A 24534-nucleotide genomic window follows, 5' to 3' on the forward strand; every position below is an offset into this window, starting at 1 on the left:
TCAGCAAAATGCAAAAGGAAGTGGGCGGGAGGCGCGGCAGCAAGGCTGTCGCGCCTCTGCGCATCCGCCCTCCCTTCGCTACACCCGAGCCAGGCTGCGGAAGGTGATCGACCAGCGTGTGCTGGCCATGGGCGCAATGCTGTGCTCCCATTCATGGCGTGCCTCGCCTGACAAGTGATAGGCCGACCGAGGAACAAGAGGGAGTGAAAGGCGGCTGAACGCGCGGCTGTTCCGCCGTCGCAAGCGCATCTCGGCCGGGCTTCCGAGGGAGACGCCGACCACGTGCTCGAAGACAGGCTTATCCTTGTGCCAGCCGATACCGGCGCCTGCGTCGTACCGGATCAACAATGCCTGGGCGAGTGCCTCCGGAGCCAACTGAGAAAAATCTGCAGCTCGGTCACGTAGCGGCAACAGCCAGCCAGGAATGGCATCGGTTTGTATGAAACGTCCGCTCTCAAAATCATAAGACCAGCCGAAGGAGCGAGTCAGGCGTTTGCCGAACCAGCCTTGGAAGCGAAAGGGTAGCAAGCTCTCTGATCTAATGTGATCTATGAGTGCTGGCTCCTCCTGCGTGCTGACAATGTCCAGGTGCGTTGCAAGTCCTGGAAGTAATGGAAAGCCAAACAGGTCTCGCTGAATGCTCATCCTGGCGGACGGCCTCTTGGGATGCTCATTGACTTCAACGCGCTGCGTCTGTGAGGGATGAACTCTCGTCGGGCCGCCCCGTTGCCAGAAACGGAGGATGAAAGCCGATGGCGAGATCACGTGATGAAGCGCGTCCAAGTCGCGGATGAAGCGCCGCTGACGAGCTCGCTGCCGTGAGTTTGATCTACCCTCATGGTGATCGCCTGGCCAGAAATCGCATGCGCCAAAGCAAATGGCGAGTTCGTCAGGTCGATGCGGGCCGGCGTAGTTTGCAAGATGCGCGGCCACCAATGAGGAGCGTCGGCCTATGATGCTGCGCAGCTGCGGTGATAAGCAGCACTGGTGTAAAGCGGTCAGTAGCAGCCGGATCCAGAGAGAACTGCTGGGACGGTGCGCACGATGATGGCAATATCAAGCCTTATGCTGCGGCTGCGCGCGTACGCTGTATCAAGTGCAACCCGGCGACGGTAGGTCGTATTGTTGCGTCCGCTAATCTGCCAAAGTCCAGTGATTCCCGGCTTCACGCTGCAGTACGCGGAGATATACTGGCGATAGCGGATCATCTCACCTTCCACGATCGGGCGCGGCCCTACGATGCTCATCTCACCACGCAGCACATTGAAGATCTGAGGCACTTCGTCCAGGCTGGTGCGTCGCAGAATGCGGCCTACGGGCGTCACCCGTGGATCGCTGCGCAACTTCTGGTCACGCGTCCACTCGGCGCGCGCTTCGGGACACTCCGCAAGGTGGCGCTCCAGCACCTCTGCGGAATTCGCGACCATGGAACGAAATTTATAGCAGGGAAACGCCTTTCCATTCCTTCCGATGCGGCGATGCGCAAAGAGCACCGGACCTGAAGAGGTAAGCTTGAGAGCCAAAACGATCAGCACGAGCAAGGGAAGCAGCAGCACGATGGCCGCCAGGGCCGCTGTTATGTCGAGCGCACGCGTGAGCGCCGCGTCGCGGGCGACTGAGCGGGACGCTGCAGTGCGCAGCATTTCCGTGGCTTCGAAGGGCACATGGGGAGTGGCGCCAAGTTGCATTGCCGTCCTCGCGTGTCGCTGAGATCAGAAGAGAGGCCCCGGGATTGCTCCCGAGGCAGGTATCAGAAGGCGTAGCTGACCTTGGCGTCAGCTTTGCGCTGGCGCATCGCAAAGCCGGTAAAACCTATGCCCGCGATCATCATGAGCCAGGTTGCGACTTCGGGAATGGCTGAAAACATGGCTGTGCCGGAGTAAGCCCCAGCTCCGCCCGACTTGCCTGTGATCGTCAGCACCTGGAGACCGGCATCAACTGACTTGCTGAGGCCGCCGGCGAAGAGGACTCCGCCTACCTCCTCGAAGGTGATGGGAGTGCCGTTGAACGAGGCGGCGAGATCCGTGATTCCCGCTACTGTCTTAAAGTAAAGCACCCCCACGTCGGAAGTGCCGGCGGAGCCCACAGAAAATTCGATTGTATCGGTAAACATGCCAGCTGGAATCATGCTGTCGTAGAAAGCACCAGTGCCATTTACGATACTTGACGAGCCGTCTCCGGCGAACGTGCTGGCGGCCTGCGCAGGAGCGCAGACGGCCAAGGCCGAGGCGATCACTGCAGATGTGATGAGAACTTGGCGTCCGGGCATAGCATCATGCTCCTAGATGGTTATAATTATTAGAAAGGCACGGGAATCAGAATTGATCTGTGCTCCTGAGTAGGTCTCATGAATTTGTACTGATCGCAACCTAAGGGTAAATGCGTAATTATTACGAAAATGGATGTAATTTTGCTGCCAGTAGAATCGGATTGTACGGGTATATATATTATTTTGCTTGATTGCGTTTGACTTACGCAGGGGTATTGACCCCTGAAAGTATAGCGAGAATGGACGTAGCTCGCGTCGGCCGCTTTGCTATTTGTCGCGTGATCTCACCAGATCAACACATAGGTCAGCGCGAAGGTGGCCCAGAGGGCCAGCCCGATCGCAACACCGATGAGAAGTCCTCGAGGTGCGCGCGGGGGGTCTCCATCCTCGGAGCTCGACGCCTTAACCTCTGGGTAGCGAGCCGAGGACGTCGGCGGGACATCACGATTGGATAGCACTTGCTCTTCCTGCCCGCTCCAAACTCATCCGCTCGTTGCGTGGCAAAATGCCACGAGCGGATGATCTGCTGCATCGATAACTCCAAATCGGCTTCAATGCACCTCATCCTCTGCAGAGCTCGTCGCCAGTTGCAAACCGGACGCTAAACAGCCGTGCAACACGCTTCAGATACTCGCCCTATGAGCGGTGAGGTCTGGGTTGCCCCTTGCGGGCTGATGATTGGTATCGAGAAAGGCGACGGTTTAGGGTCAGCATGGACCTGATCTTCGTGGCTGCGGCCATGCAGCGCTTTATGCTGGTGGAATGCAGCTTTCCATGCACACCGCCCCTTCCTGCCAAAGCGTACCGAAGGAAGTCGTCGCGTCTTGGTGGATGCGCCACTGGTTTATTCTTGTGGCCGGGCTGATTACCGTAGCGCCCGGGATCGTTGCGCTGGCGAAGAACTACTGGTCGACGGAACAGGGAGCTGCGGGGCCGATCATCCTGATGACCGGGGCATGGCTGCTTCTACACGAAGCGAGGGGAGTGCAAGCCGCGAGAGATCGCCAGGCGCGATGGCTGGTGCCCGCCAGCTTGCTGGTGTTCGGTGCCTTTACCGTCGCAGCTGCAATCACCGCCAAGCAGTGGCTACAACTGCTTGGCATCTATATTTGCCTGGTAACCGTGCTGTATGGCGCTTTGGGTTGGCGTCAGTTGCTGCGGTTGAGAGTGCCGGTGCTGTACCTCGCCTTCATCATCCCGCCGCCAGATAACATCGCTGTTCCCGCGACCCATGCATTGAAAGGACTCGTGGCGAGCGGCTCTGTCGGTTTCCTATCCGCCTTGGGTTATCCCGTAGCCCGAGACGGGGTCCTGCTGTACATCGGGCAGTATGAGTTGGTCGTAGCGGCCGCGTGTTCCGGCATGAACTCCATCGTGAGCCTCACCGCGATCGGGCTCTTCTACGTTTACCTGCTGCACCGTGCGCGCGTCCGTTATGCAGCTTTGCTGGCCGTGTTGATGATTCCGGTCGCACTGTTTGCGAACGCGGTGCGTGTCATCGCTCTGCTTCTGCTGACGTATTACGGCGGTGATGCCGTGGGGCAGGGAATTCTACACGACGCTGCAGGCCTGTTCATCTTCCTTGTAGCGCTCGGTACATTGGTCGCGTTGGACCGGATCTTGGCACCTCTACTACTGGGGCGGGAGAAGGCACGATGAGCTCGACGGACTCGGCCAGGCCTTGGCTCCCGACCTCCCTTCCAAGCCCCACTCGGCGCGAGTTGCTGACGGGTTCAATGGTTTTGGGGATTACTGCCGCGTCTGTGCTGCTGAAGCCCCGGCGCATCTTCGATGAGCTGACGCAGGGGGAACTGGAAGCGGCGATTCCCACCACTGTCGGCGATTATCGCTTCCTCACCACTTCGGGCCTCGTCCTGCCGCCTCGGGATGAGCTATCGGATAGGTTGTATGATCAGGTGCTTACGCGCGTTTACGCGGCGCCAGGCAAACCTGCGGTGATGGCTCTCATGGCGTACGGCAGCGTGCAGAACCTGTCGCTTGAACTGCACCGGCCGGACGAGTGCTATCCTCAGCAAGGTTTCACGATCACTGATCCTGAACCTCTTGTCATGGAACTGCACGGCCATAGCATTCCTGCCAGTATTCTGACAGCCCGGCGTGCCAGCGGGTATATCGAACAAGTCGCTTTCTGGTCGCGGATCGGGGCGAACTTCCCGCCAGATCGTGCCGGGCAGTCGTTGGTGGTTGCTCGAGAGAACTTCGCCGGGCGCATGCCAGATGGCATTCTCGTGCGCCTTTCGGTGCCGACCGCCAGCCGTGAGGAGGGCGCCGCAACCGCAAAGGCTTTCCTAGCGGACTTGAGCCGTGGCCTTTCACCGGTCGGGCAGCGGATTTTGTTTGGCGAGGCAGGAAGGGAGATATTCACATGAGACTGCTTCGATCGGGTGCCGGTGCAGCGCGTCTCCTCCTCGCGTTCGGCATGCTCGTGACTATCGCTGCCTGCGGAGAAAAAACACCCAACGGCCAGGTGGTAGCGGTGGTAGACGGTGAGGAGGTAACGCGCCGCGAGCTCGCCTTTGAGCCGGAAGCAGGCACGTCGGGGGAGGGCACGGCGCAGCCTGCCCTCGCTGCCCTGCTGAGCGGCGTGATCGATCGCAAGCTCGCTGTGGCAGAGGCTCGCCGCCTCGATCTTGATCAAACGCCTGAATACCTGGCGAGGGCCAAGCGGCTAGACGAGGTGATGCTCAGCCGCACCCTGTTCGACCGGTGGGCTGAAGACGCGCCGGAGCCGAGCGAGGGCGCCGTCGCGAGCTTCATCTCCACCAACCCTCAGCGCTTTGAGGGACGAAAGCTGTTTCTCGTCGACCGGATTCAGGCAGCAAGCACCAGCCCCGCTGAGGCCCTGAAGCCGTTGCAGAGCAATGATGCCGTCGCATCATACCTGGACTCGCATTCGCAGCCTTACGGGCGTGAGAGAACCGTATTGGACTCGGCAACTTTGCCGTTCGACCTATACCAGCAGATAGTCGCTCTCCCCGCAGAAACTCCGCTTGTGCTGGCACATAACGGTGCTTTGGTTTCGTTGGCAGTTTTGCAGGCAAAGGATGCGCCGCCTGCACCAGTAGACCGCACAGCGATGGCGATTACCGCGCTCAAGCAGGAAGCCGTTCAGGAAAAGCTCCTCGCGTTGCGCAAAGACGCGGAGATATCCTATCAGCCCGGCTACGCTCCGACGACGACGCCATCGGCGGAACTGGCGGCTAAACGGAACTGAGATAGCGCGGAAACCACTGGCCTTTCTGGCACAAACGTCGGCCGAATGGCGAGTTGCTGCCCAACTAGTGCAGCATAACGACGGATGAAGCTGCCGGTCAGCAAGTGCCTGCGACAGACTAGGCGAATAGAGAAAACTTCCTGCGGAGTCCGCCGCCCGCCGCGACGGAGCAGCTTGAAGACTGCTCAGTCGGGTGCGCTGCGCGCCGTGCTATCCGGCAGCCTGAGCACTTGCCGCGTGGGGCAGCGCGTGGGAAATGCTGCTGCGCATAGCGATCGCCTGCGTGTAAACCGCGTTCAAGGCCGTCGTTGTGCGATCGATGGTAAAGCGCCGGACGAAACGCTGCCGACCGGCGGCTCCGGCGTCCACGAGCTGGGCGTGGCTAAGTGAAAGCAGCACCGAGCGCAGTTCTGCAGGGTCCTCAGGACGAACTAGCCAGCCGGTCACGCCATCTTCGATCACCTCCGGCAAGCCGCCTGCTTTCGACGCGATGACGGCGCGACCAGCGCGCATGGCTTCCACCGCAACCAGCCCGAACCCCTCCCATCGAGAGGGGACGACGACACAGTCTGCCCAAGCGAGCTCTTCCTGTATGCCCGCCTCGTCGCACCAGCCAAGCAGATCGACGCCCGCACGAGGCGAGTGCGTGAGCGCTTGGTCTCCGACTACTGACGCGCCGATAATCCTCAGGGAGACTCTGTCGTGGAGTCCGTCGATGGCGCTGAGCAGAACGTCGATGCCCTTCTGACGGTCCAGTCGGCCGATGAAGAGCACTTTGCGGACCGACCCCGGCCGCGGAGGCGGCGGCGGTGGAAGGTCAACGATGCCGTTAAGCACGGTAACGATACGCTCGGGCGCAATCCCTACTTCAATGGCACGCCGTCGTTCATGTCCCGAGATGGCGATGATGCCCTCGCAGCCGAAGGCAAGAGCCCTTTCCGCCGATGCCATGATGGTGCGACGCGCCGCAGAGCCCTCCATATCGAAGGCCCACCCATGCGCGCAGTAGACTATGGAAGGTCGAGGGCGGCGGGACGCAAAGCCGAGGCGGCCGATCGCTCCTGCGAAAGTCGAATGCAGGTGAACGCAGTCGGGCCGGAACGTTTGCGTCACCTGCTGCACCGCGCGCCACAAGGCCATGAGCGACGCAGGTGAACGGCCTTGGCTACGGAATAGCGTGAGACGTTCTAGCGGAATATTCGCGAGTTGGCTGACGTGGGCGTCAGGAACTATGGCGTGGACATTCTGTATGGCAGAGTCCGCGAGTTGCGCGCCCACGAGCTGATCGAGGTAGGTGCCGCAGCCTCCCTTCACCGACTCGGCAACGTGCAGAATGCGCATGTCGGTCGCTCAGGCCGCCCGGGCCAGGCGAGCGGCCAGCACATCCTCGTAAAAAGCGAGGTAGCGCTGAGCGACGATCTCCGGCAACGTTTCCTTCAAGACATGGCCGAATGCCGTTTTGCCGGGCAGGCTCTGCCGACCAATGTTGATCGCGGACTGCATGCGGCTCGCAAGGTCCTCCGCAACGCCGGGCGTGAAGAGCCAGTCGGCGTTGGCATGTCCAACGAGGTCGGGGATGCCGCCGGATCGGGCGCCGATCGCCGGCACACCCATCGCGTAGGATTCAAGGATCGTGCGGGGTAGCGGCTCTGCCCAGATAGACGGAGCAACCATCACGTCGATGTCTTCGAAGAAGGTGCGGGGCTCCATGAAGCCCGGGAACGTGATCGGCAACCCGGCCGCCCGTTCAACAAAGGGCTGGATCGCATTGTTCGCCTTACCTGCGATGACGACCCGCCAACTTCCTGGTGCAAGCCTGCGGGCTGCGTCGATCAGCGTGCCCACGCCTTTCTCATCGTTGATGCGACCCAGGTAACCGAAGGTGAAGGGCTTGCCCGCACGTGAAGGGCGCACGTAACCCTCTCCTGCGCCCTCAACTACCGCGGGGTTCCAGATCACCTTGCGCAAGTGCTCAGGGAGATGATCGAACAGACCCGCTCGCAGGTGGATATCAAGTGTTTCGCGGCCGACGGCGGCGACACCATGGGTCAGCCGGTGGCGACCGATCTTGGCGAACGTCATCACCTTGCATTTTACCCCGCAAGGCTCGCCATCATGCCACATGGACGCGTCGGCGCAGAGCAGATCGTAATCACGCAAGGTGTGGACGATCGGCCGGTCGCGCGCGGCGGCTGCTTCCCACACCGTCGTAGAAACATCCACCAGTGAGTGGGTGTGGACGATGTCTGGTGCAAATTCGTCCAGAATTCGGCCGAAGTGCGCGCGAAGGCGGTAGTTGAATTGTTGCCTGAACTTGCGCCACCCACGTTCCAGCTTTCCGTGCTGCGGCCATTCCTCTGCCCAGAAAGAGGTTTCGTGCGGCATGCGAAATACGCTGACCCCATTGCGCTCCTCCCGCGCGAATTCGCCAGGCGTCGTGCAGGCCGCTGCTACTTGATGCCCGAGCGCTGTCTGTGCTTCCGCGAGCATAGCGACCGAGCGCTCTGCACCGCCGAGGACGTGTGGTGGGTAGAGCATGCTGAGGTGCAGAATACGCATGATGTCACCTGTGCGCTGCCGAGGGTGCGGCTGCGCCTGCTCCAACGGCCTTGTAGAGATCGAGGTAAGTCTGGGAGACACTGTCAGGCTCGAGTTCTTCGAGGAGCGCCTCGACGGCGAATTGCCGCTCCGCAGGAAGAGCGCTGTCGTCCCCGATGGCACGTGCCATAGCCGCCGCAAGTGCTTCAGCATCGTTGGGGGGAACGGACCAGCCTGGCTCCACGCGCTGCACCAGTTCGCCGATGACGCCTGAGGCGCTGCCGATGACTCGGCAGCCGGCGGCGTAAGCTTCAAGCGTGGTCAGTCCGAACGGCTCATCCCATAAAGGCGTGCATACCAAAACATCGATTTCGGACAAGAACTGCGCCGCGTCGACGTGACCGCCGAAGGTAACGGGAAGGTGGCGGGCCTGTTGTTCGAACGTCGCCCTGTCGCGTCCTTCCCCGGCGATGCGCAACGTCCAGCCGGATGCAGGAAGGCTGCTGCAGGCGTTCAGCAAGAGGCCCAAGCCCTTTTCTGTAACGAGTCGCCCAAGGAAACCGAAGCGTAGGGGAGCGCCGGACGCGCGAGGCTTCCGTCCATGGCTCCCACGCTCCAGTTGCGCGGGGTTCCAGACCACCTGCCTCGTCTCGGGCGCAAGATGGGTAAAAAGCCCATGAGCAAGGTGGACGTCGAGTACGGTGCGCGACACTGCTGCGACTGCAGAGATGCGGTCGTGCAAAGCCCGTTTGGGGGTGGAGAGCGCGCGGCAGGCGGTGTGGCGCGGGTGGCATTTGCGTCCGTCCTTGAACAATGCGGCGCGGATGCAGAGCAGGTCGTAATCGTGGAGCGTATGGACGATCGGCACGCCACGGCGGGCAGCTTCGTCCCATACGGCAGGGGGCAGTTCGACCATGGAGTGGGTGTGCAGGACCTCTGGGCGAATGTCGTCGAGAAGTGCCCCGAATTCGGAGCTAACCCGCCAGTTCAGCACCGTCGCCGCCTTGTTCGCCAGTCGGATCGGCGCGGAGTACCTCGCTGTGTCCTCAATCCACAGCGGATTGCGTGCGCGAAGCGGCCGAACGGCGACGCCGTGGCGCCTGAACTCTCCCGTCGGCCGACGTACAAGCGAGGAAGCGTAAACGCTGTGCCCCTGTTGCGCCTGCGTCTCTGCCAATATGGAGGCAACTCTCTCCGCACCGCCTACAGAAGCGGGTGGATAGAGGGAGCTGAGGTGAAGTATGATGATGACTGTTAATCCACAGATGATGGCAGAACGTCGGATGTCTTCACAACAAGTCGCGAAATGTATTTCCGTAAACGGAAGATTTTTAGGTCAGAGGTTGAGTGGAGTTCAAAGGTATAGCCGAGAGATGGTATCGGCCATGGACCGTTTGATCCAGTCTGATCCAAATCACCTTGGTCGGCATAAATGGCGTCTTCTTATCCCCAATGGCGCCGATACAGATTTGCAGTTGGGCGCCATCACGGTCGAGGCGGTCGGTCGCCACAGCGGTCACTTGTGGGAGCAGACGGACCTCGCTCGTGTAGCGGCCGGTACTCGACTGCTAAACCTTGGGAACTCCGGTCCACTGCTGCATCGCGACAAGCTGGTCATCATCCATGATGCCGCGGTGTTCCGCACCCCCGCGAATTTCAGCTGGCAGTATAGAGTGGCTCACAGCGCGCTGGGCCGCGGACTCGCGCGCACAGGGAAAGTCGGCACCGTTTCCGAGTTTTCCCGGCGAGAGCTCGCTCATGTGCTCGGTATGCGTGAGGAGGCAATTGTCGTGGCCAGCAACGGCTGCGACCACTTCGTGGACCGGTCTCGGGACGAAAGGATCCTCAGTGCCTTGGGTCTGGAGCAGGGGCGCTATTTTCTTTTTGTCGGCAGTCCTGCGCCAAACAAGAACTTAGGCGTGCTTCTGGAAGCCTTCGCACGCCTTGATCGCCCTGGCGCCAAACTCGTTATCGCGGGATCCCTGGACCGAAGTGTCTTTAGCGGCATGGGTGCAGCGTCCGGAGAGGGAGTAATTGTTGCGCCGGGCCGCAACGACGCCGAAGTCGGAGCACTCTACGCCCATGCCACCGCTCACGTTTTCCCGAGTTTGTACGAAGGCTTTGGCATCCCTCCACTGGAAGCGATGGCAAGTGGCTGTCGCGTGATAGCTTCCGACATTCCCGTCGTGCGAGAGGTATGCGGCGAAGGGGCCACTTACTTTCCCCCGCGCGACGCCCAAGTGCTTGCCGATGTCATGCGGCGGCATTGGGATGATCCTCAGATGGGAGCCGGGCTGCGATGTGCGGCCGCTGCCCGCGTTGCTCACTTCCGCTGGCAAGACAGCGCCCGCGGCTTGATGGAAGCCTTGCTAGCCCCTTGACCGACTGTTCAGGCCGGCAGGAGCTTGTGCATTGCGCGCAGTATCGGCCGGCGCCCGCACGCATTTACCGCCAGAACCGCGCAGGCATAAGCGAGTGTCATCGTGCCCCATTCTGCCCAGCTCGCCGGGTGCAATTCATAGCTTGCTGCAGCGGCGCAGCCGGCCAGCGTCGCGAGCAGCGGAATAGCCAACGCGCGGGCGTAAGTCGCAAGCTCTATACCCGCTCCCCACAGCTTTGCCCCGACTTGCCCTGCGGCAACGACCGAGCCCACCGTGAGGTACATCAACGCGAACGCATGGATGCCGAATGGCAGCGAAGCTATGAAGCCGGCAAGGAGAGCAAGGCTGCTGACGAGATTGACGTGAAATTGCAAACGCGCATGGCCACAGGCGATCAGCACGGCGCCATTGTAAGAGGCCAGCGATTGCAACGCGCCGAGAGGGGCAAGCACGGAGATCAGCGGCAACGCACGATGCCACGCCGGGTCGAGCAGCATGCGCACTGGATAGTCCAGACCTATGGCAGCCCACGCCATCACCGGGAAGGTGATGGTTGCTGTAAGCAAGCTGAGGGCCATAACCGGTTGCCCGAAGGCGCTTGGTTCCGCGTGATCCTCATTTGGGGCGGCCAGGCGGCTCAGGGTGGCGAGCAACACGCCAGAGGCTGGCCAGGCTAGCGCCATCAGCGGCAAGATCATGACCTGATAAGCTATGCCATAGAGGCCGACAGCGGTTGCTCCCAGAGCTGCGCCGATCAGGAGGCTTTGCGCATTGCGCGCAGCGAAGTTGATAACGTTGCTGGCAAGCACCCAGCTTCCGAAGCCGATCATGGGAAGCACGCGGCGCCAGTCACTGTCGAGTCTGTAGTGACGTTGTGTCATAGCCATGAACGCCAAGGCGCGCGCGGCTTGGAGAGTTACATGAAAGGCGATTACCCCCCATATCCCCGCATCCGCGAGGCCAATAAGGATGCCGCATACCAAGGCGCCGGTGAGGGTGGAGGCCCCCTCCACCAACGCGATATGCTGGTACCGCAACTCGCGCTCTAGCATCGCGCGGGGGATGGCTGCGGCGATTGTGAAGGTGACTGCTAGCGCGAGTGTTGACAGCACAGGTGCAAGTCCGGGCATGTCCGCCCAATGCTGCACCGGGGCGGCGCTCAACGCCAGAACCAACCCGGCTGCTGCTGCGAGGCTCATTGACAGAACCAGGGCCGCTCCGGCGTCCCCTGGGCGCAAGTTGCGCTGTCGTATGATCGCGCTGCCCAGGCCCAGATCCGTCATCAGCGCGATGAGCTGGATGATTGGCAGCGAAAAGGTGATTAGACCATACTCGGCTGGAAGTACGAAAAGCGTGACGAGTGTGCCAATGCCGAACTGCACCGCTGCCTTAAACAGGTTCAGCGACGACATTGAGGCGAGATGCTTCAACATGCGATCTGCCCTTGCGCTCTGCTAGACCATTGGTTCCGACCGCATCGTACGCGGACGTCTTTCGCTGCTCTTGATGCTATTCGTAAAATAAGTTGGGCTTCAAAAAAGCTCTCTCTAGTGTCGCGTTAGTTCAAGGCTTGGCGATTTTCAATTCAGCGGATCCCAAAGATGTCTCGACATTCGAGCATTGTCATACGTCACGCAATCCATGGCCGATGTCTCCTCGAAAGTGTTCGCCTTGTGTCACTCAAGCAGCCACGTTGCGCGGGCGCCTAGTGCGTCTTGGGAGTTTGCCCATCATCCTTTTGCCCGGAGGTAAGGGGGCGGCGCTTCGGCCAAGCATCAGAAGGGCCAATTCAAAGACCAAAATGACGCAGAGCCACCGCATCGAGTAGATGCTGCCGATCACCCATGGGGTCGCCTGCACGATGGAAGCACGGAGCTGCACATTGATGTACGCGGCGAAAATCCCGCTCGCGATGGAGCGGCTCTCGATGGCAAAGGCGATGTAGGCGCTCGCCAATCCTACTACCGCGCCCACAACAAACATCATGACCCCCAGACCGAACCATCCAAAAAGGACCAGTCCCATTGCTTCGGTGGCCGCGGTGTACGTCACCGATCCGGCATTACGATGCAGGGATGCCCGAAGGTAATCCGGAGCATACCTGTTGGAAAAGTAGTGTGGTCCAATCGAGTTCTGCAGCGCGAACAGATCCACCTCTTTGATCGTGAACGCCTCCGCATAGCGTTCGAGAAGGGGCCGATTCCAGTGCAGCATGGGGGCTCCGATGCTCGCCTGAAGGAACCACAACTCGCCTTGACCCACCATACGGCCGCTTAGTCGGTCAGTCGTGGCGGCCGCCGTCTCAGTAAAGCCTCTTGAGTAAATGTACGTGGTGACCGTTCCCGCGAGGGACAATGCAATCACCCCGCCAACCGCATAACGCCAGGCATGCCGGCCAAGTCGACGGTAGTTAAGATAGAGGTAAGGGCCAAAGAAGGCGGCAAAAGCTGCAAGCTGGGTGAAGAACTTATCACCGAATAAGAAGTACAACACGACTGTTGCTACAAACATCACTCCGGCCGAAACCCTAAGAGGCCGGGTAACCGGCAATACAAAGGCCACAAAGCCGAGTGCATAGCTAATCGCGGATTTGAAGTTCAGCGCATAGAGCGTCACCTTGTCTGCGGCAAAGCGGCGAAAAAAGAACCGATCAGTACCTGCGAGTAGCGGGAATCCTGCCTGCAGGCCTCTTACTATCAGTGCCAAAGCAATCAGAGTCGCCAAGCCCAGCACCAGCCATGACAGCAGGTTGGCGTAACGGTCCCAGATAGCCGAAAGCGGATAGTCGCGTCGACGGTCGAACATTCTGCTGATGGGCTTGAAACTCGCCACCAGCCCCAGGCAAAACAGGCAGTGATAGATATTGAGCGCGTTCGACCATGGGCCAGGCCTCCCCACCAGCCCGAGTTCGAACATTTCGGCCCCATACTCGATCATAATCATGGCCACCATTGTGGACAGTCGGCTGATCAGAAACGGTAGGGCCAAGATAACGGCACGGGGTTCAATGCGGAAAAGCAGCAGGCAGAGCCAAATGTAGTTGCCAAATGCTACAAACGACCAAACCGGATGAACCCAGTAAGACGAGCCTAACAGTGCTCCCGCCATCGATAGTGCGAGGCAGGCGACTTCCAGCGCTGTCGTGCTCTTCCGCCAAGGCGCCGCTATAGTTGGCAACGATTTTGGATGTCCAAGCGAAGTGGAGCGGATCATATAGTCGCGGATTCCTGAGGCTCGTGAGAAGGCTCGCTCTTTTTCGCTTGCCGCACTTCGAGCCCCGTCAGAAATGGCGCTCGGGAATGCGGATCGTATCTCCTGGCGCAACGGCCGTACCTGGCGCAAGCTTGTAGGAGACCTCGGCGGTGTCGCCCCAGCGGGTGACCATCGCAGTTCCTTCTTGCGCGCGATACGTATAGCCCTTTGCCGTTGCAATCGCCTGGCGCACAGTCATACCGGGGATGAACGGATATTGGCCGGGCGCGTTGACTTCTCCGAGAACGAAGAACGGACGGTAGGATATGATCTCGACGGCGACTTTCGGGTCGAGCAAGTATCCCCCACGAGCGTAGGTGGCGCCGACGGCTTTCTGCAGTTCTGCTACTGTCTTGCCGGCAGCATCGACACGGCCGATTAGCGGCAACGCCAAGCCGCCGTCACTGCCAATGCGGTATTCGCCGTTCAACTTGTCTTCGCCATAGAAAATTACTCGCAGAGCATCTCCGGCGCCGAGCCGGTAATCGCGCGCCTCTGCCACGGTGGGAGCGATTTCCTTCTGTCCCCCGGCGCAGCCACTCAAAGCCGCACATAGCGCCAGAACGAACCCACTTATCCGGCTTATCTTCATTCTCGGCCCTCCTCCTGATCGGGTGTTTCAGAGAATAGGTGAAAACGCGAAGGCTGTATCTCTCTTGACACATCCATAATGAAGCTACTTATCCCCTACCTCACTCGATGTAATTGGGGTTATCCCTGAGGATAACAGTGCGTATTCTGCGTTCGAGATGAGTACGTATCAGGATGTTTTGGAGCCTCAACGCGAACAACATCGATCATCGTTGTAATTGAAGTTGCGGCACTTGGTCCTCTCGATATGACCGCCGCCTATGCGGTTTATGGCAATCAGGTGTGTATGCGGGATGGGTGCGGTTGCGGCGGCCGGGGCAGCGGCGCATGCTCAGGATGTCTCGGCGTCACCGGTAGCGGGTACACAATTCGATCGGGGGCGCAGCATCGCTGTCTCTCAGCGCGTGCAGCCTGGATACGAGGAAGTCGGCACGCGCTTGGACGGGTTTATCGTCTATCCCCGGTTGACCGTGCAGGCGTCCTTTGACGACAATGTCCGCGCCAGTTCGAGTTCAGGGGGAGACCAGAGCGACGTCGCGTTCTCCCTTGCGCCGGCCTTGCGCGCCATCTCGCAGTGGCGCCGCCATGAGTTGGGGCTTTCCGCTTCCGCAAACGTGACGCGCTTCGCGAGCTTGAAGACTGAGAATGCGGAGACTTTCGCTGTCCGCGGCGAGGGGCGTTACGACGCCGGAGATGAAATCAAGCTTTACGGCTATGCAGGCTATCGCCGCGATGTCGAACGGCGCACCGCGCCCGGAGCGTTGCGGGGCACACGACGGCCCGCCAGGTTCAACACGGCGACGGCGGGCGCGCAACTGACGTGGCAGAACAATCGCCTACGCGTGTCCGGGAGCGGCAGTGCAGCCCGTATCAACTACGCTGACGTGACCACTGTCGAAGGGCGGGTCATCGACTCTCGCGAACTCAGCCGAACGCGATATGAGACCTCTGTTAGAGCGGACTACGCGATCACACCCAACATAGCTGTTCTTCTCAGCGGTACGCTGGGCAAGGTCGACTTCGATGAGACAGCGCAGGCTGTTGCGCCAGATCGCTCCGCGCGCAAGGCGGAGTTGCTGGGCGGTGTCAGCTTTGAATTCACCGACCTGCTCCGGGGCGAATTCGCGCTCGGTTACATAGACCTACGCTTTCGTAATCCAGCAATTCGCGGTTTCAGCGGCTTCGGCGGGCGAGCCGAGCTTGAGTACTTTCCGACGCGGTTGACGACAGCACGGATAGATGCGTCTCGCACTCTGCAGGATGCGGGTAATCCGCTCGCCCCCAGCTATCAGCGTTCGCATATAGGCTTACGGGTGGACCACGAGCTTTACCGCCACGTCCTGGTCTCCGCATTCGGAAACTATGAGGACGACCGCTTTCAACTTCCAAGGCGGACGGAGCGGCGATGGCATGGCGGGGTAAGTGGGCAGTACCTGGTCAGTCGCCATGCAACGCTCTTCGCGCGTTACGACTACCTTCACGTAACAACGCGGCCATCAGAGTTTGGCCGCCAGCTTACCGACAACGTGATCAGCGTCGGTGTTCTTCTCAAACCGTGAAGAACATCGCCAGTCAGCGCAGCGCTGCGCACCAAACGAGCCAAGTATCAGGCCCACTTTTCGTCATGGGGACTAGAACGTGAGCAATGAGATGACCGCCGGACACCACTACGCGCTGGCCGAGCGTGCGCGCCACTCTGCCTCTGAAGACCCCCCGGGCTACGCTTCGGGTGCGCACGCGGCGCAGCTGGACGGCAGTCGCTTCGGCCGTTTCGTGCGGGAAAACTATAAGCTGTTCCTGATTGTCATGGCTGTCGTGCTGGGTCTCGCTGCTCTGTACACGTGGCGTCAGGATCCGGTCTACGAGACGAGCGCAAGTGTCCTACTCGATCAGCGCAAGAAGCAGGTGGTGCAGGGACTTGAGGAGGTGGTCTCGCCGCTTCCTGCAGATTCCAGCGTAGTCGACACCGAAGTCGAGCTACTCTCTTCCTCTGGTATGGCGTTCCAGGTCGCCCGCAAGGCTGGTCTCATTCCGAACACTCCCATCCCGCAGATGTCGCATGAGCAGCAGGAGGAGGCAGCGCTGGTCGTCCGCGAGTTGCTTGAGAACCGCACGATCAGGAGAGTCGGTCTGACGTATCTTATCGAGATACGCTATCGCTCAACCGACCCGGAACTGGCGCAGCAGATCGCCAACCTTTTCGCGACCACGTACCTTGAATCGCAAGTCGGCGTTCGGGTCCAGGAAAACGAACGCGTTCGCCGCCACCTCGAGAGTGAGATTGCGGAACTCCGGTCGCGTGTGAAGAACGCCGATGCAGCAGTCGCCGCCTACAAGGCGCGGACGGGACTGAACGGGAACACGGCCGCCGGCACTCTGACCGAGCAGGAGATTTCCAGCTATAACCAGACGCTGGCGCTTGCACGTGCTCAAGCTGCGGAGGATGCCCAGCGGCTCAATGCAGCGCGGTCGCAGATGGCGGGCGGGGCCGATAAGCTGGGCGAACTCAATACCCCTAGTATGGCAAATCTTCGAGCGCAGCAGGCAACCGCCAGCGCCCTCGTCGCGCAGTTGGCCAGCCGATATGGTCCCAATCATCCTGAACTAATTACCGCCCGTGGGCAGCTGGAAGACATCAACCGCCTGATTTCGGGCCAGGGGTCGCGGGTGGTTTCCGGCCTTGAAGCCCAGGCGCAGGCCTCAGCGGGACGTGCCGCCGAGATCGCGGCCAAGCTCGCCTCGACGCAGAGCAACCTTGCTGGCGCAGGTACGGCCGCCGTGCGCCTGCGCGAACTGGAGGCGGAATTGGCCGCTCCCAAGACCTTGCTGGATGCGTACATGGCGCGGCTGGCGCAGATATCGACGCAAAGCGGCCTTGAGCAGCCGGACGCGCGGATCGTCGCCTTTGCGCCGTTCCCGGTCGATCCATCCGGCCCCAGTTGGCTGGTTAACATGGTCATAGGCGCGGTGCTGGGGGGAATCCTGTTCGTGATCCTCGCGCTGGTCCGGCAGGTCTTTGCGGTAGGGGTCGGTTCCCCGGAGGAAGTGGAATCTACCTTCGGTGTGGAGTTCCTGGCTGCTGTGCCACGGCTGCGCAACGACGATGACATGGCGATCATCAATCATGTGGTGGAAGCGCCCAATTCACCTTACGCCGAGTCTCTCAGGGCGTTGGCGGCAGGCTTGTTCGTGCCGGGTCAGGAACAACCGCGGGTAATCGCCTTTACTTCCCCCCAAGCCAGCGAGGGTAAGTCAACCACTGCGATCGCCTTCGGTCGCAGCCAGGCTTTGCGGGGTCGCAGGGTTCTGGTTATCGACTGTGACCTGCAGCGGCCGAGCTTTCACAGCCGGTTTGGTCTCGGCCAGCTTGGCAAAGGCCTTGTCGAGGTGCTGCGGGGCGAAGCCAGTCTTGCAGATGGTCTCGTGAGCGACAGCCTCACCTCAACCTGCTTCTTGCCTGCAGGCGAAGTCATCGAGCCGGGAGAATCCATAGCTTTTGATCAGCTAAATGCGCTCATTGCGGACGCTCGTACGCAGTTTGACCTTGTCGTACTCGACCTTCCGCCAGTGCTTCAGGTCGCGGAGGCTCGCGTGATCGCTGCGGTGAGTGACGGTGTCGTCCTGCTTACACGCTGGAAGCACACGTCCCGCCAAGCGATCGAGTTCGCTATCACGCTTCTGGCGCGAGCGGGCAACACGGTGCTCGGACTTGTCCTGACCGAAGTGCCCGTCACCAGTGACATACTTATGGGCAGTTATGGAGAGGCTGGGAGTTCTAACCTGCGGCTTGCAGAATCCTGAGCATGAACCGCGCGGTCACTATCAGCGGCCCTGCACATGCGCTTGGAAACGGCCGCGGTCAGCAGGAGGCGCATCGTGCAGACCGTTTTTGACTGGCTGACCGTTGCGATCTTTGCTGGGCTGGCCGTGGTGTATCTTCAGCGTTCGGTGGGTGCCCGGCCTGAGCACGACGCAGTGTGGAAGTACCTTCCGCCTGCAGCCGCGTGTATGGCGGCGAACCAGATTGGGAATGCCGGCTGGTTGATCCCCGCAACTGTCCTGATGTGCGCGACACTTGCTTATGTCTGGTTCGTCATTCGGCCTTTGGATCGCGCATGAGCGGCCAAAGCCTTTCATGGCCGCCTTTGAGAAGGCCTTCCGTTCGAAGGGGACTTCGCGGCGCGGCGCCCGTGGAGACCGTTCTCCAATCTTGTCAGCGCAGGATGGCGAGAATAGCCAGCCAGAGCACTACAGAAAGGCAAGCTGCGTCAAAGAGCGCGGCAGCGACCCGCAGGCGTTTGCGTGAAGGGAGCTTCGCTTTCCCATCCTCGCCCGCAGGCGGCCAGGGATCGGCAAGAGAGCCGATGGTCATATCCAGCATCCTCATCTTTTTTTGTTGGCGACACGATAACACACGGCAGCATGATCTGGCGCTCCATTCCAGCGGCAAGTTGATCCACATTGAAGAAATCCTCGGGGCGGATTGGATAGGTTCGTGGCCGCCGGAGCAGGCTTCGGGAACGGGCAAATAGTCCGATGCGGATGCAAATCTTACCGGAGGCCCTGCAGGGCACAGCTCCGAACAGAAGGCGTTCGATGCTTCTGGTTCACTGCCTGGCACTTCTTTCGAGCCGGCGAACGCGAGGGCCCTTGCTCGCGCTAGCATGCCTGACCATTGGCTTGGCGGCTTTCGCAACATGGCTGTTGGCGTTCTATTCGACGGAGGACGGTTTTGCTCTCGAGCCTGAGATGTTCGTTATGCCGAACACTGGAGAGTTGCCGGGCAGCCCAGGGGCGGAGGAGCAAGGCGCGCAGCCGACGCCCGCACCGCTGACAGGGAGTGTGGCTGCGCAAAGCAATGACGCCGTGCCCTTTCACCCTGTAGGTGCAGCCGCCAGGGCTTTCCGGTTTACCGGCGCCTCGGAGGATCGATCACGTGCCCGCGCCTGTCTCGCGGCAACAATGCTGTACGAGGCCGGCGACAGTGGAGTGGATCAACTGGCTGTCGCCCAAGTCGTTCTCAATCGCGTGCGACACCCGGCATTTCCTGGGAGCATCTGCGGTGTGGTCACGCAGGGGAGCGAGCGCAGGACCGGATGTCAGTTCACCTTCACGTGCGACGGAGCACTTGCGCGCCCTTGGAGTGCAAGCGCGCGTGCCAGAGCGCTGGTCCGAGCGGACCTCATGCTGGATGGCCTTGTGTTCGCGCAAGTGGGGCACGCGACCCACTATCACACGCAAGAGGTCTACCCCTGGTGGAGTCCGCAACTCGAAAAGATCGCGCATGTCGGGTCGCACCTCTTCTTTCGCTGGCCGGGCGATTGGGGGTCAGGGAAGGCGGCTGTCGGCAAACGGCAGGCGCCTGAGCCTGCGGCGGCCCTGTTTACCCAATTCGCGGCGGAGCCTCCCTCATATTCGCAGGCGGACATTGCTGCCGACACTCCCAAAATTGAGGTGCAGCTCGCTGCGCTGGAGGATGGAGGAAGGGAGAGCGAGCAAGTTCGAAGGCGGACGCGGGAGAGCGAGGCGCAGCTTAGGGGGGCGGGCGCGATCCCGCCCTCAAGGCGGCTCACGCCACTGAGTGCCGACCCGCAAGGCTCGCGAGCATTGGTCGTCGGGTCCAGCGCACTGGGTGGGAGCCGTTTGCTACGGATGTTTGCAGATGAAGCCGTCTTCTATCTCGAACTGCCGCCCGGCTCCGCACAAGCGGCAGGACAACGAGCAGCGGACTTATTGTGCGGCGGGCGCACGAGATGCGCCGTCTATGGCTGGAGGGAGGCTGGCTCAGCACCTGCTGGGCCGCGACTGGACGATGCCGCGAGGAAAGCTCTCGCATTCAGCTACTTGAAGCCAGCAAGTGAGGAGAAGCGCCCAGCATCGTCCGCTGCTGCTGCCTTGTGATCGGTTCACAGTGGCAAGCAGTCGAGAAGCAGTAGGCGAAGCATGTCGAGGCTGGGGCGATGATCTGGAAAGTGCCGCCTGCTCCAACTTTGCTGAGCGCCACTTGCAGGGTCGCCACACCTGACCGCCCAATAACGGCACCTGCGTTAACGTTCTTTTGAGCGTGATTGGCCACAATCAACCCGGAGACGCCGACTTGTCTTTGGAAAGGATGATTTCAGCATGGAGTTGCCTGCGTGAGCTGCAGTCCTTCGCTGAATCGGCCGCCCCAGGGTAAGCCGTTCCGTGTGCTAGGGGCAGGCGGTAATGTGGCTGCGCGCACAACCCCGGATATCCGGTGACGCTGCTACAGCCCATCCCGCCGGTCACGTCAGCGGGCATTGCGCGCGCGCTGCCGGAGGTTCTTGCCGTCGACCTTGACGGCACGTTGCTGCGCTCCAACATGCTGCACGAGACGTTCTGGTCTGCCTTCGGTGCCGACTGGCGCACGCCGTTTGCGGCTGCGGCGCGGTTCAGGCAAGGCAAGGCGCCATTGAAGGCGTTGCTCGCCGAGCGCTCTTCTGTGGACGTCAGCGTGCTGCCTTATGACGCGCAGGTGATCGCCTACATCCGAAGGTGGAGGGCTGAGGGAGGCAAGGTGGCGCTCGTCACTGCCGCCGACCAGCGGCTCGCCAATGCTATCGCAGCGCATCTCAGCCTTTTCGACGATGTCTTCGGATCGAATGGCGTTCGAAACCTCAAGGGCCCCGCCAAAGCACGGTTCCTGGTGGAGCGCTATGGCGCTGGTAACTACGCCTACATGGGTGATACGTATGCAGATGCCGAAGTGTGGCGCAACTCAGGCCATGCCGTGGTCAAAAGCCGGTCGGCCCGGGTCCGCGCCACGGCCTCCGCGCATCACAGCTTTCATGCGATCGAGCCGCCCGCCGGTAGCTTGCACGGGGTATTGCGCGCCTTGCGGCCGCACCAGTGGCTTAAGAATGCGCTCGTATTCCTGGCCATGCTGGGCGCACACCAGTTCGATGGCGAGACCGTGCTCCGGGCGCTCGGAGCCTTTGTGGCCTTCAGTCTCGTTGCCTCCAGCGTGTATCTCGTCAACGATCTGCTCGATCTCTCGGCAGACCGAGCCCATGCCCGCAAATGTAACCGCCCCTTCGCTTCGGGCGCGGCAGCGATAGAACTGGGGCTGCCGGTCGCGGCCATGCTGCTGCTGAGCGGCACGATCATCGCGGCCTTGCTGGGGCCGATGTTCCTGCTGGTGCTGGGAATCTACTATGTGACGACGACGGCGTATTCGCTTGCGCTGAAACGGCATACGATCATCGACGTCTGCGTTCTCGCGGGCCTTTACACGATCCGCGTACTCGCAGGAGGTGTCGCGACCGGAGTGCCGATTTCCGTGTGGCTGCTGGCCTTCTCCTTGTTCATTTTCTTCTCGCTTGCTGCTGTGAAGCGGCAGGCCGAACTTGTGGATGCAGTGAAGGACGGAAAGCTCAAGATCCATGGGCGCGGCTACCATCCCGATGATCTGGCGCTTGTCTCGCAGATGGCGGTTGCTTCCGGTTTCGTCTCGGTGCTGGTGATGACACTCTACCTGAGCTCCGATGACGTGATGCAAATTTACCCCCAGGCCGAGTTGCTGTGGGGGGTGACGCCGGTCCTGCTGTTCTGGATCAGCCGCGTGATTTTCAAAGCCCATCGCGGCGAGATGCATGATGATCCCATTGTCTTTGCTGCGAAGGACCGGGGCAGCATTCTTTGCGGAGCCTTGATTTTCGCTTTCGCCGTCGGAGCTTCGATGCCGTGACGTTAGCGGCGCTCATCGTGCGGTATGGAGCTTTTGCAGTGGTCGCGACCGTGGCAAACCTCGGCACCCAACGCCTGGTAATGCACATGGGCGAGGGGCTCTTTGTCTATCTTGGGGCGATTTTCGCGGGTACTTTGGTGGGCCTAATCATTAAGTATGCGCTTGATAAACGCTGGATCTTCTTCGACGCGGAAAGCGGCGTGAAGCAGCATGGGCACAAGTTCACGCTCTACACTGCCATGGGCATCGTCACGACCGCGATCTTCTGGGGAACCGAGAGCTTTTTCTGGTTCGTCTGGCATACGCAAGGCATGCGTGAACTGGGTGCAGTGCTGGGCCTCGCGATCGGTTACGTGGTCAAGTACCGGCTCGACCGCCGCTTCGTTTTTACCAATGCCGTGCTGCACCATCAGGCGGCTCGGACAACGGTGCCGCGGTGATACTTTCCGGCTGGGGGCGCTATCCTCGCGCGGAATGCTCGGTTTACCGGCCCCGCGATCAGGAGGCTGTACGGACCGCCTTCGCGGCTGCGGAGGCTCACGTGATCGCTCGGGGGAACGGGCGCGCCTACGGCGACAGCGCGCTCAATCCGACCTGGACCTTCGACATGCGCGACCTGCGGCGGCTCCTGGCATTTGATCCCGCAAACGGGCAAGTTGTGGCGGAAGCAGGTGTGCTGCTCTCCGATGTTATAGACGTATTCCTGCCTCGGGGGTGGTTCCCCGCTGTGACGCCTGGCACCAAATTCGTGTCGGTAGGCGGCGCCATCGCGGCCGACGTTCACGGCAAGAACCATCACAAGGTTGGGTCCTTTGCCGCCTTCGTCGACTGGATCGACGTGCTTTGCCCTGATGGCGTTGTCCGCCGCGCGAGCCTGGAGGAGGAGAGCGAGCTCTTCGCCTGGACGATCGGCGGCATGGGCCTCACTGGTATTATTCTGCGCGCGGCGTTCCGTATGGTGCCGGTGGAGACCGGATGGATCCGGCATCTCACGCTACCCGCACCGGATCTGACGACAGCGATGGCTCTGTTCGAGCAGAGCCAAGCCGCTACTTACTCTGTCGCCTGGATCGACTGTTTGGCGGGCGGCCCCGCGACTGGCCGTTCGCTGGTCATGCTGGGCGAGCATGCGACGCTCGAGCAGCTTGGCCCCGCTCAACTAGACGATCGTTGGCTGGAAACGCGCAAGCGCAAGAAGGCTGTCCCACTTGATTTCCCCAGCGCGGCGCTGAACCGTTGGTCGGTGCGAGCCTTCAACAGGCTCTACTACGCTAATGGACGGCGACAGGCGGGCGAGACACTGATCGACTTCGACAGCTACTTCTACCCACTGGACGCGATACTTGAGTGGAACCGTATCTATGGACGAAAGGGCTTCGCGCAGTTTCAGTGCGTGATCCCCTTGGAGGCCGCGGAGAGGGGCTTGCGAGCACTGTTGACGGAGATCGGCCGTTCCGGGCAGGCATCATTCCTGGCAGTGCTAAAACGCATGGGCGTGCAGCAGAGCCGCTTCTCCTTCCCCATGGAGGGTTACACGCTCGCTCTCGACTTCCCCATGCGCCGCTCGACGCCTCAGCTATTTGCCGAGCTTGAGCGGATCGCAATCGACCACGGCGGCCGCTTCTATCTTGCCAAGGACAGCCAGCTCACCGCCAAGCGCTTGCGCCTTGCCGATCCTCGCGCGCAAGCCTTCGCCACCATGCGCGCTCAGACCGGGGCTGCGACGCGCTTCCAGTCGCTACAATCTGAAAGGCTCGGCCTATGAGCACGTCCATTCTCGTGATCGGCGCTCGGTCCGACATTGGCATGGCGACGGCCCACGCGTTTGCCGCCAGAGGTTTCACGGTGCAGCTTGCCGCCCGCAACGTCGCAGCTCTGCGAGATGATGCGAGGGATCTTGAGATCCGCCACGGCATCAGCGTTACACTCCACGAAGTGGATGCGCTCGACCTCGCCAGTCATCCGGCTTTCGTGGACACGCTGCCGGTGCTGCCCGGCGTGGTCGTCTGTGCAGTCGGGTACATGGGCGAGCAGAAGCAGAACGAGAACTCTCTAGACGAAATGGTTACTGTCCTGCGCAGTAACTTCGAGGGACCGGCCAGCCTGTTCACTCTGCTGGCGAACCGGATGGTGACCCGCGGCTCCGGCACACTGGTGGGCATCAGTTCGGTAGCGGGCATTCGCGGACGGGGCGCAAACTACGTTTATGGCTCGGCGAAAGCGGGTTTCAGCACCTTCCTTTCAGGCCTGCGGAATCGGCTCGCCCGAGATAAGACGGGCGTGCATGTCGTCACCGTGCTGCCAGGCTTTGTCCAGACGCACATGACCCAAGGGATGGATCTGCCGGCGAAATTGACAGCTCAGCCGCAGGAAGTGGGAGCCGCCATCGTGCGTGCGGTCGAGAAGCAACGGAACGTGATCTACGTGCGGCCGATCTGGCAGCTTATCATGCTGATCATTCGTCACATCCCGGAAAGCATTTTCAAGAAACTGAGTCTCTGACGGCGAAAGAGGCTGGCAGCGGCGTTTCCTTTGGTCTGAGCGCCGGTTTGCAGGAGCG

The 24534-nt window shown here is 60.9% G+C and carries 22 protein-coding genes; 12 read left to right on the forward strand and 10 right to left on the reverse strand.

The window, feature by feature from the left end:
• Nucleotides 1-78 precede the first annotated feature (78 nt).
• The 3 genes from ABVV53_RS02785 to ABVV53_RS02795 all read right to left on the reverse strand — a co-directional run bounded on the left by ABVV53_RS02785 (nt 79) and on the right by ABVV53_RS02795 (nt 2269).
• Nucleotides 79-645 (reverse strand): alpha-ketoglutarate-dependent dioxygenase AlkB, encoded by a 567-nt coding sequence (locus ABVV53_RS02785; protein ID WP_353982799.1) that lies wholly within the window; start codon nt 643-645, stop codon nt 79-81.
• 353 nt (nt 646-998) lie between these two features.
• Nucleotides 999-1688, reverse strand: a complete 690-nt coding sequence (locus tag ABVV53_RS02790; RefSeq protein ID WP_353982800.1) for a sugar transferase — start codon at nt 1686-1688, stop codon at nt 999-1001.
• Nucleotides 1689-1750: 62 nt separating this feature from the next.
• Nucleotides 1751-2269: an FxDxF family PEP-CTERM protein gene (locus tag ABVV53_RS02795; RefSeq protein WP_353982801.1), complete on the reverse strand. Its 519-nt coding sequence runs from the start codon at nt 2267-2269 to the stop codon at nt 1751-1753.
• A 774-nt stretch (nt 2270-3043) separates the two neighbouring features.
• Here ABVV53_RS02795 and xrtV point away from each other — a divergent pair.
• Genes xrtV through ABVV53_RS02810 form a run of 3 tightly spaced genes read left to right on the forward strand, consistent with a single transcriptional unit; the run spans nt 3044 to nt 5504 of the window.
• Complete coding sequence (xrtV, locus tag ABVV53_RS02800) at nt 3044-3928, forward strand: exosortase V (protein WP_353982802.1); 885 nt, start codon at nt 3044-3046, stop codon at nt 3926-3928.
• On the forward strand, nt 3925-4659 hold the full coding sequence (locus tag ABVV53_RS02805) for an exosortase C-terminal domain/associated protein EpsI (RefSeq protein ID WP_353982803.1): 735 nt from the start codon (nt 3925-3927) through the stop codon (nt 4657-4659). The genes xrtV and ABVV53_RS02805 overlap by 4 nt, the downstream gene beginning before the upstream one ends.
• Nucleotides 4656-5504: a hypothetical protein gene (locus ABVV53_RS02810; protein ID WP_353982804.1), complete on the forward strand. Its 849-nt coding sequence runs from the start codon at nt 4656-4658 to the stop codon at nt 5502-5504. The genes ABVV53_RS02805 and ABVV53_RS02810 overlap by 4 nt, the downstream gene beginning before the upstream one ends.
• 210 nt (nt 5505-5714) lie before the next feature.
• Here the strand turns inward: ABVV53_RS02810 and ABVV53_RS02815 are convergent, their stop codons facing one another.
• Genes ABVV53_RS02815 through ABVV53_RS02825 form a run of 3 tightly spaced genes read right to left on the reverse strand, consistent with a single transcriptional unit; the run spans nt 5715 to nt 9354 of the window.
• On the reverse strand, nt 5715-6845 hold the full coding sequence (locus ABVV53_RS02815) for a glycosyltransferase (RefSeq protein ID WP_353982805.1): 1131 nt from the start codon (nt 6843-6845) through the stop codon (nt 5715-5717).
• Between the two features lie 9 nt (nt 6846-6854).
• Entirely contained in the window at nt 6855-8063 is a 1209-nt protein-coding gene (locus ABVV53_RS02820; RefSeq protein WP_353982806.1) for a glycosyltransferase family 4 protein, read from the reverse strand.
• 4 nt (nt 8064-8067) lie between these two features.
• Nucleotides 8068-9354: a glycosyltransferase family 4 protein gene (locus tag ABVV53_RS02825; RefSeq protein WP_353982881.1), complete on the reverse strand. Its 1287-nt coding sequence runs from the start codon at nt 9352-9354 to the stop codon at nt 8068-8070.
• A gap of 73 nt (nt 9355-9427) precedes the next feature.
• On the opposite strand from ABVV53_RS02825, the gene ABVV53_RS02830 reads away from it, so the two are divergent.
• Nucleotides 9428-10423 (forward strand): glycosyltransferase family 4 protein, encoded by a 996-nt coding sequence (locus tag ABVV53_RS02830; RefSeq protein ID WP_353982807.1) that lies wholly within the window; start codon nt 9428-9430, stop codon nt 10421-10423.
• An 8-nt stretch (nt 10424-10431) separates the two neighbouring features.
• Here ABVV53_RS02830 and ABVV53_RS02835 read toward each other — a convergent pair whose 3' ends face one another.
• The 3 genes from ABVV53_RS02835 to ABVV53_RS02845 all read right to left on the reverse strand — a co-directional run bounded on the left by ABVV53_RS02835 (nt 10432) and on the right by ABVV53_RS02845 (nt 14267).
• The gene (locus ABVV53_RS02835; RefSeq protein ID WP_353982808.1) at nt 10432-11856 is read right to left on the reverse strand and encodes an oligosaccharide flippase family protein; all 1425 of its coding nucleotides are present in this window, start codon (nt 11854-11856) and stop codon (nt 10432-10434) included.
• A gap of 247 nt (nt 11857-12103) precedes the next feature.
• The gene (locus tag ABVV53_RS02840; protein WP_353982809.1) at nt 12104-13636 is read right to left on the reverse strand and encodes a DUF6418 domain-containing protein; all 1533 of its coding nucleotides are present in this window, start codon (nt 13634-13636) and stop codon (nt 12104-12106) included.
• A gap of 67 nt (nt 13637-13703) precedes the next feature.
• On the reverse strand, nt 13704-14267 hold the full coding sequence (locus ABVV53_RS02845) for a polysaccharide biosynthesis/export family protein (RefSeq protein ID WP_353982810.1): 564 nt from the start codon (nt 14265-14267) through the stop codon (nt 13704-13706).
• 292 nt (nt 14268-14559) lie between these two features.
• Here ABVV53_RS02845 and ABVV53_RS02850 point away from each other — a divergent pair, with 292 nt between their 5' ends.
• From ABVV53_RS02850 to ABVV53_RS02860, 3 genes are all read left to right on the forward strand, one after another.
• Nucleotides 14560-15825 (forward strand): outer membrane beta-barrel protein, encoded by a 1266-nt coding sequence (locus ABVV53_RS02850; protein ID WP_353982811.1) that lies wholly within the window; start codon nt 14560-14562, stop codon nt 15823-15825.
• 79 nt (nt 15826-15904) lie between these two features.
• Nucleotides 15905-18067, forward strand: coding sequence for a GumC family protein (locus tag ABVV53_RS02855; protein ID WP_353982812.1), 2163 nt, complete (start codon nt 15905-15907; stop codon nt 18065-18067).
• A 75-nt stretch (nt 18068-18142) separates the two neighbouring features.
• Nucleotides 18143-18385 carry an XrtV sorting system accessory protein gene (locus ABVV53_RS02860; protein WP_353982813.1) on the forward strand — a complete coding sequence of 81 codons (243 nt, stop codon included), beginning with the start codon at nt 18143-18145 and terminating at the stop codon, nt 18383-18385.
• A 94-nt stretch (nt 18386-18479) separates the two neighbouring features.
• On the opposite strand, the gene ABVV53_RS02865 is transcribed toward ABVV53_RS02860, so the two are convergent.
• Nucleotides 18480-18638: a hypothetical protein gene (locus tag ABVV53_RS02865; protein ID WP_353982814.1), complete on the reverse strand. Its 159-nt coding sequence runs from the start codon at nt 18636-18638 to the stop codon at nt 18480-18482.
• Between the two features lie 278 nt (nt 18639-18916).
• On the opposite strand from ABVV53_RS02865, the gene ABVV53_RS02870 reads away from it, so the two are divergent.
• The 5 genes from ABVV53_RS02870 (at nt 18917) to ABVV53_RS02890 (ending at nt 24476) form a co-directional block, all read left to right on the forward strand.
• Nucleotides 18917-20167, forward strand: a complete 1251-nt coding sequence (locus tag ABVV53_RS02870; protein WP_353982815.1) for a cell wall hydrolase — start codon at nt 18917-18919, stop codon at nt 20165-20167.
• A 337-nt stretch (nt 20168-20504) separates the two neighbouring features.
• Complete coding sequence (locus tag ABVV53_RS02875) at nt 20505-21974, forward strand: UbiA family prenyltransferase (protein ID WP_353982816.1); 1470 nt, start codon at nt 20505-20507, stop codon at nt 21972-21974.
• On the forward strand, nt 21971-22414 hold the full coding sequence (locus ABVV53_RS02880) for a GtrA family protein (protein ID WP_353982817.1): 444 nt from the start codon (nt 21971-21973) through the stop codon (nt 22412-22414). The genes ABVV53_RS02875 and ABVV53_RS02880 overlap by 4 nt, the downstream gene beginning before the upstream one ends.
• The gene (locus ABVV53_RS02885; RefSeq protein ID WP_353982818.1) at nt 22411-23739 is read left to right on the forward strand and encodes an FAD-binding oxidoreductase; all 1329 of its coding nucleotides are present in this window, start codon (nt 22411-22413) and stop codon (nt 23737-23739) included. The genes ABVV53_RS02880 and ABVV53_RS02885 overlap by 4 nt, the downstream gene beginning before the upstream one ends.
• On the forward strand, nt 23736-24476 hold the full coding sequence (locus ABVV53_RS02890; protein ID WP_353982819.1) for an SDR family oxidoreductase: 741 nt from the start codon (nt 23736-23738) through the stop codon (nt 24474-24476). Before ABVV53_RS02885 ends, ABVV53_RS02890 begins: the two co-directional genes overlap by 4 nt.
• Nucleotides 24477-24534 lie beyond the last annotated feature (58 nt).

Origin of the sequence: Novosphingobium kalidii (assembly GCF_040534015.1) — a bacterium.
Lineage (GTDB): Bacteria > Pseudomonadota > Alphaproteobacteria > Sphingomonadales > Sphingomonadaceae > Novosphingobium > Novosphingobium kalidii.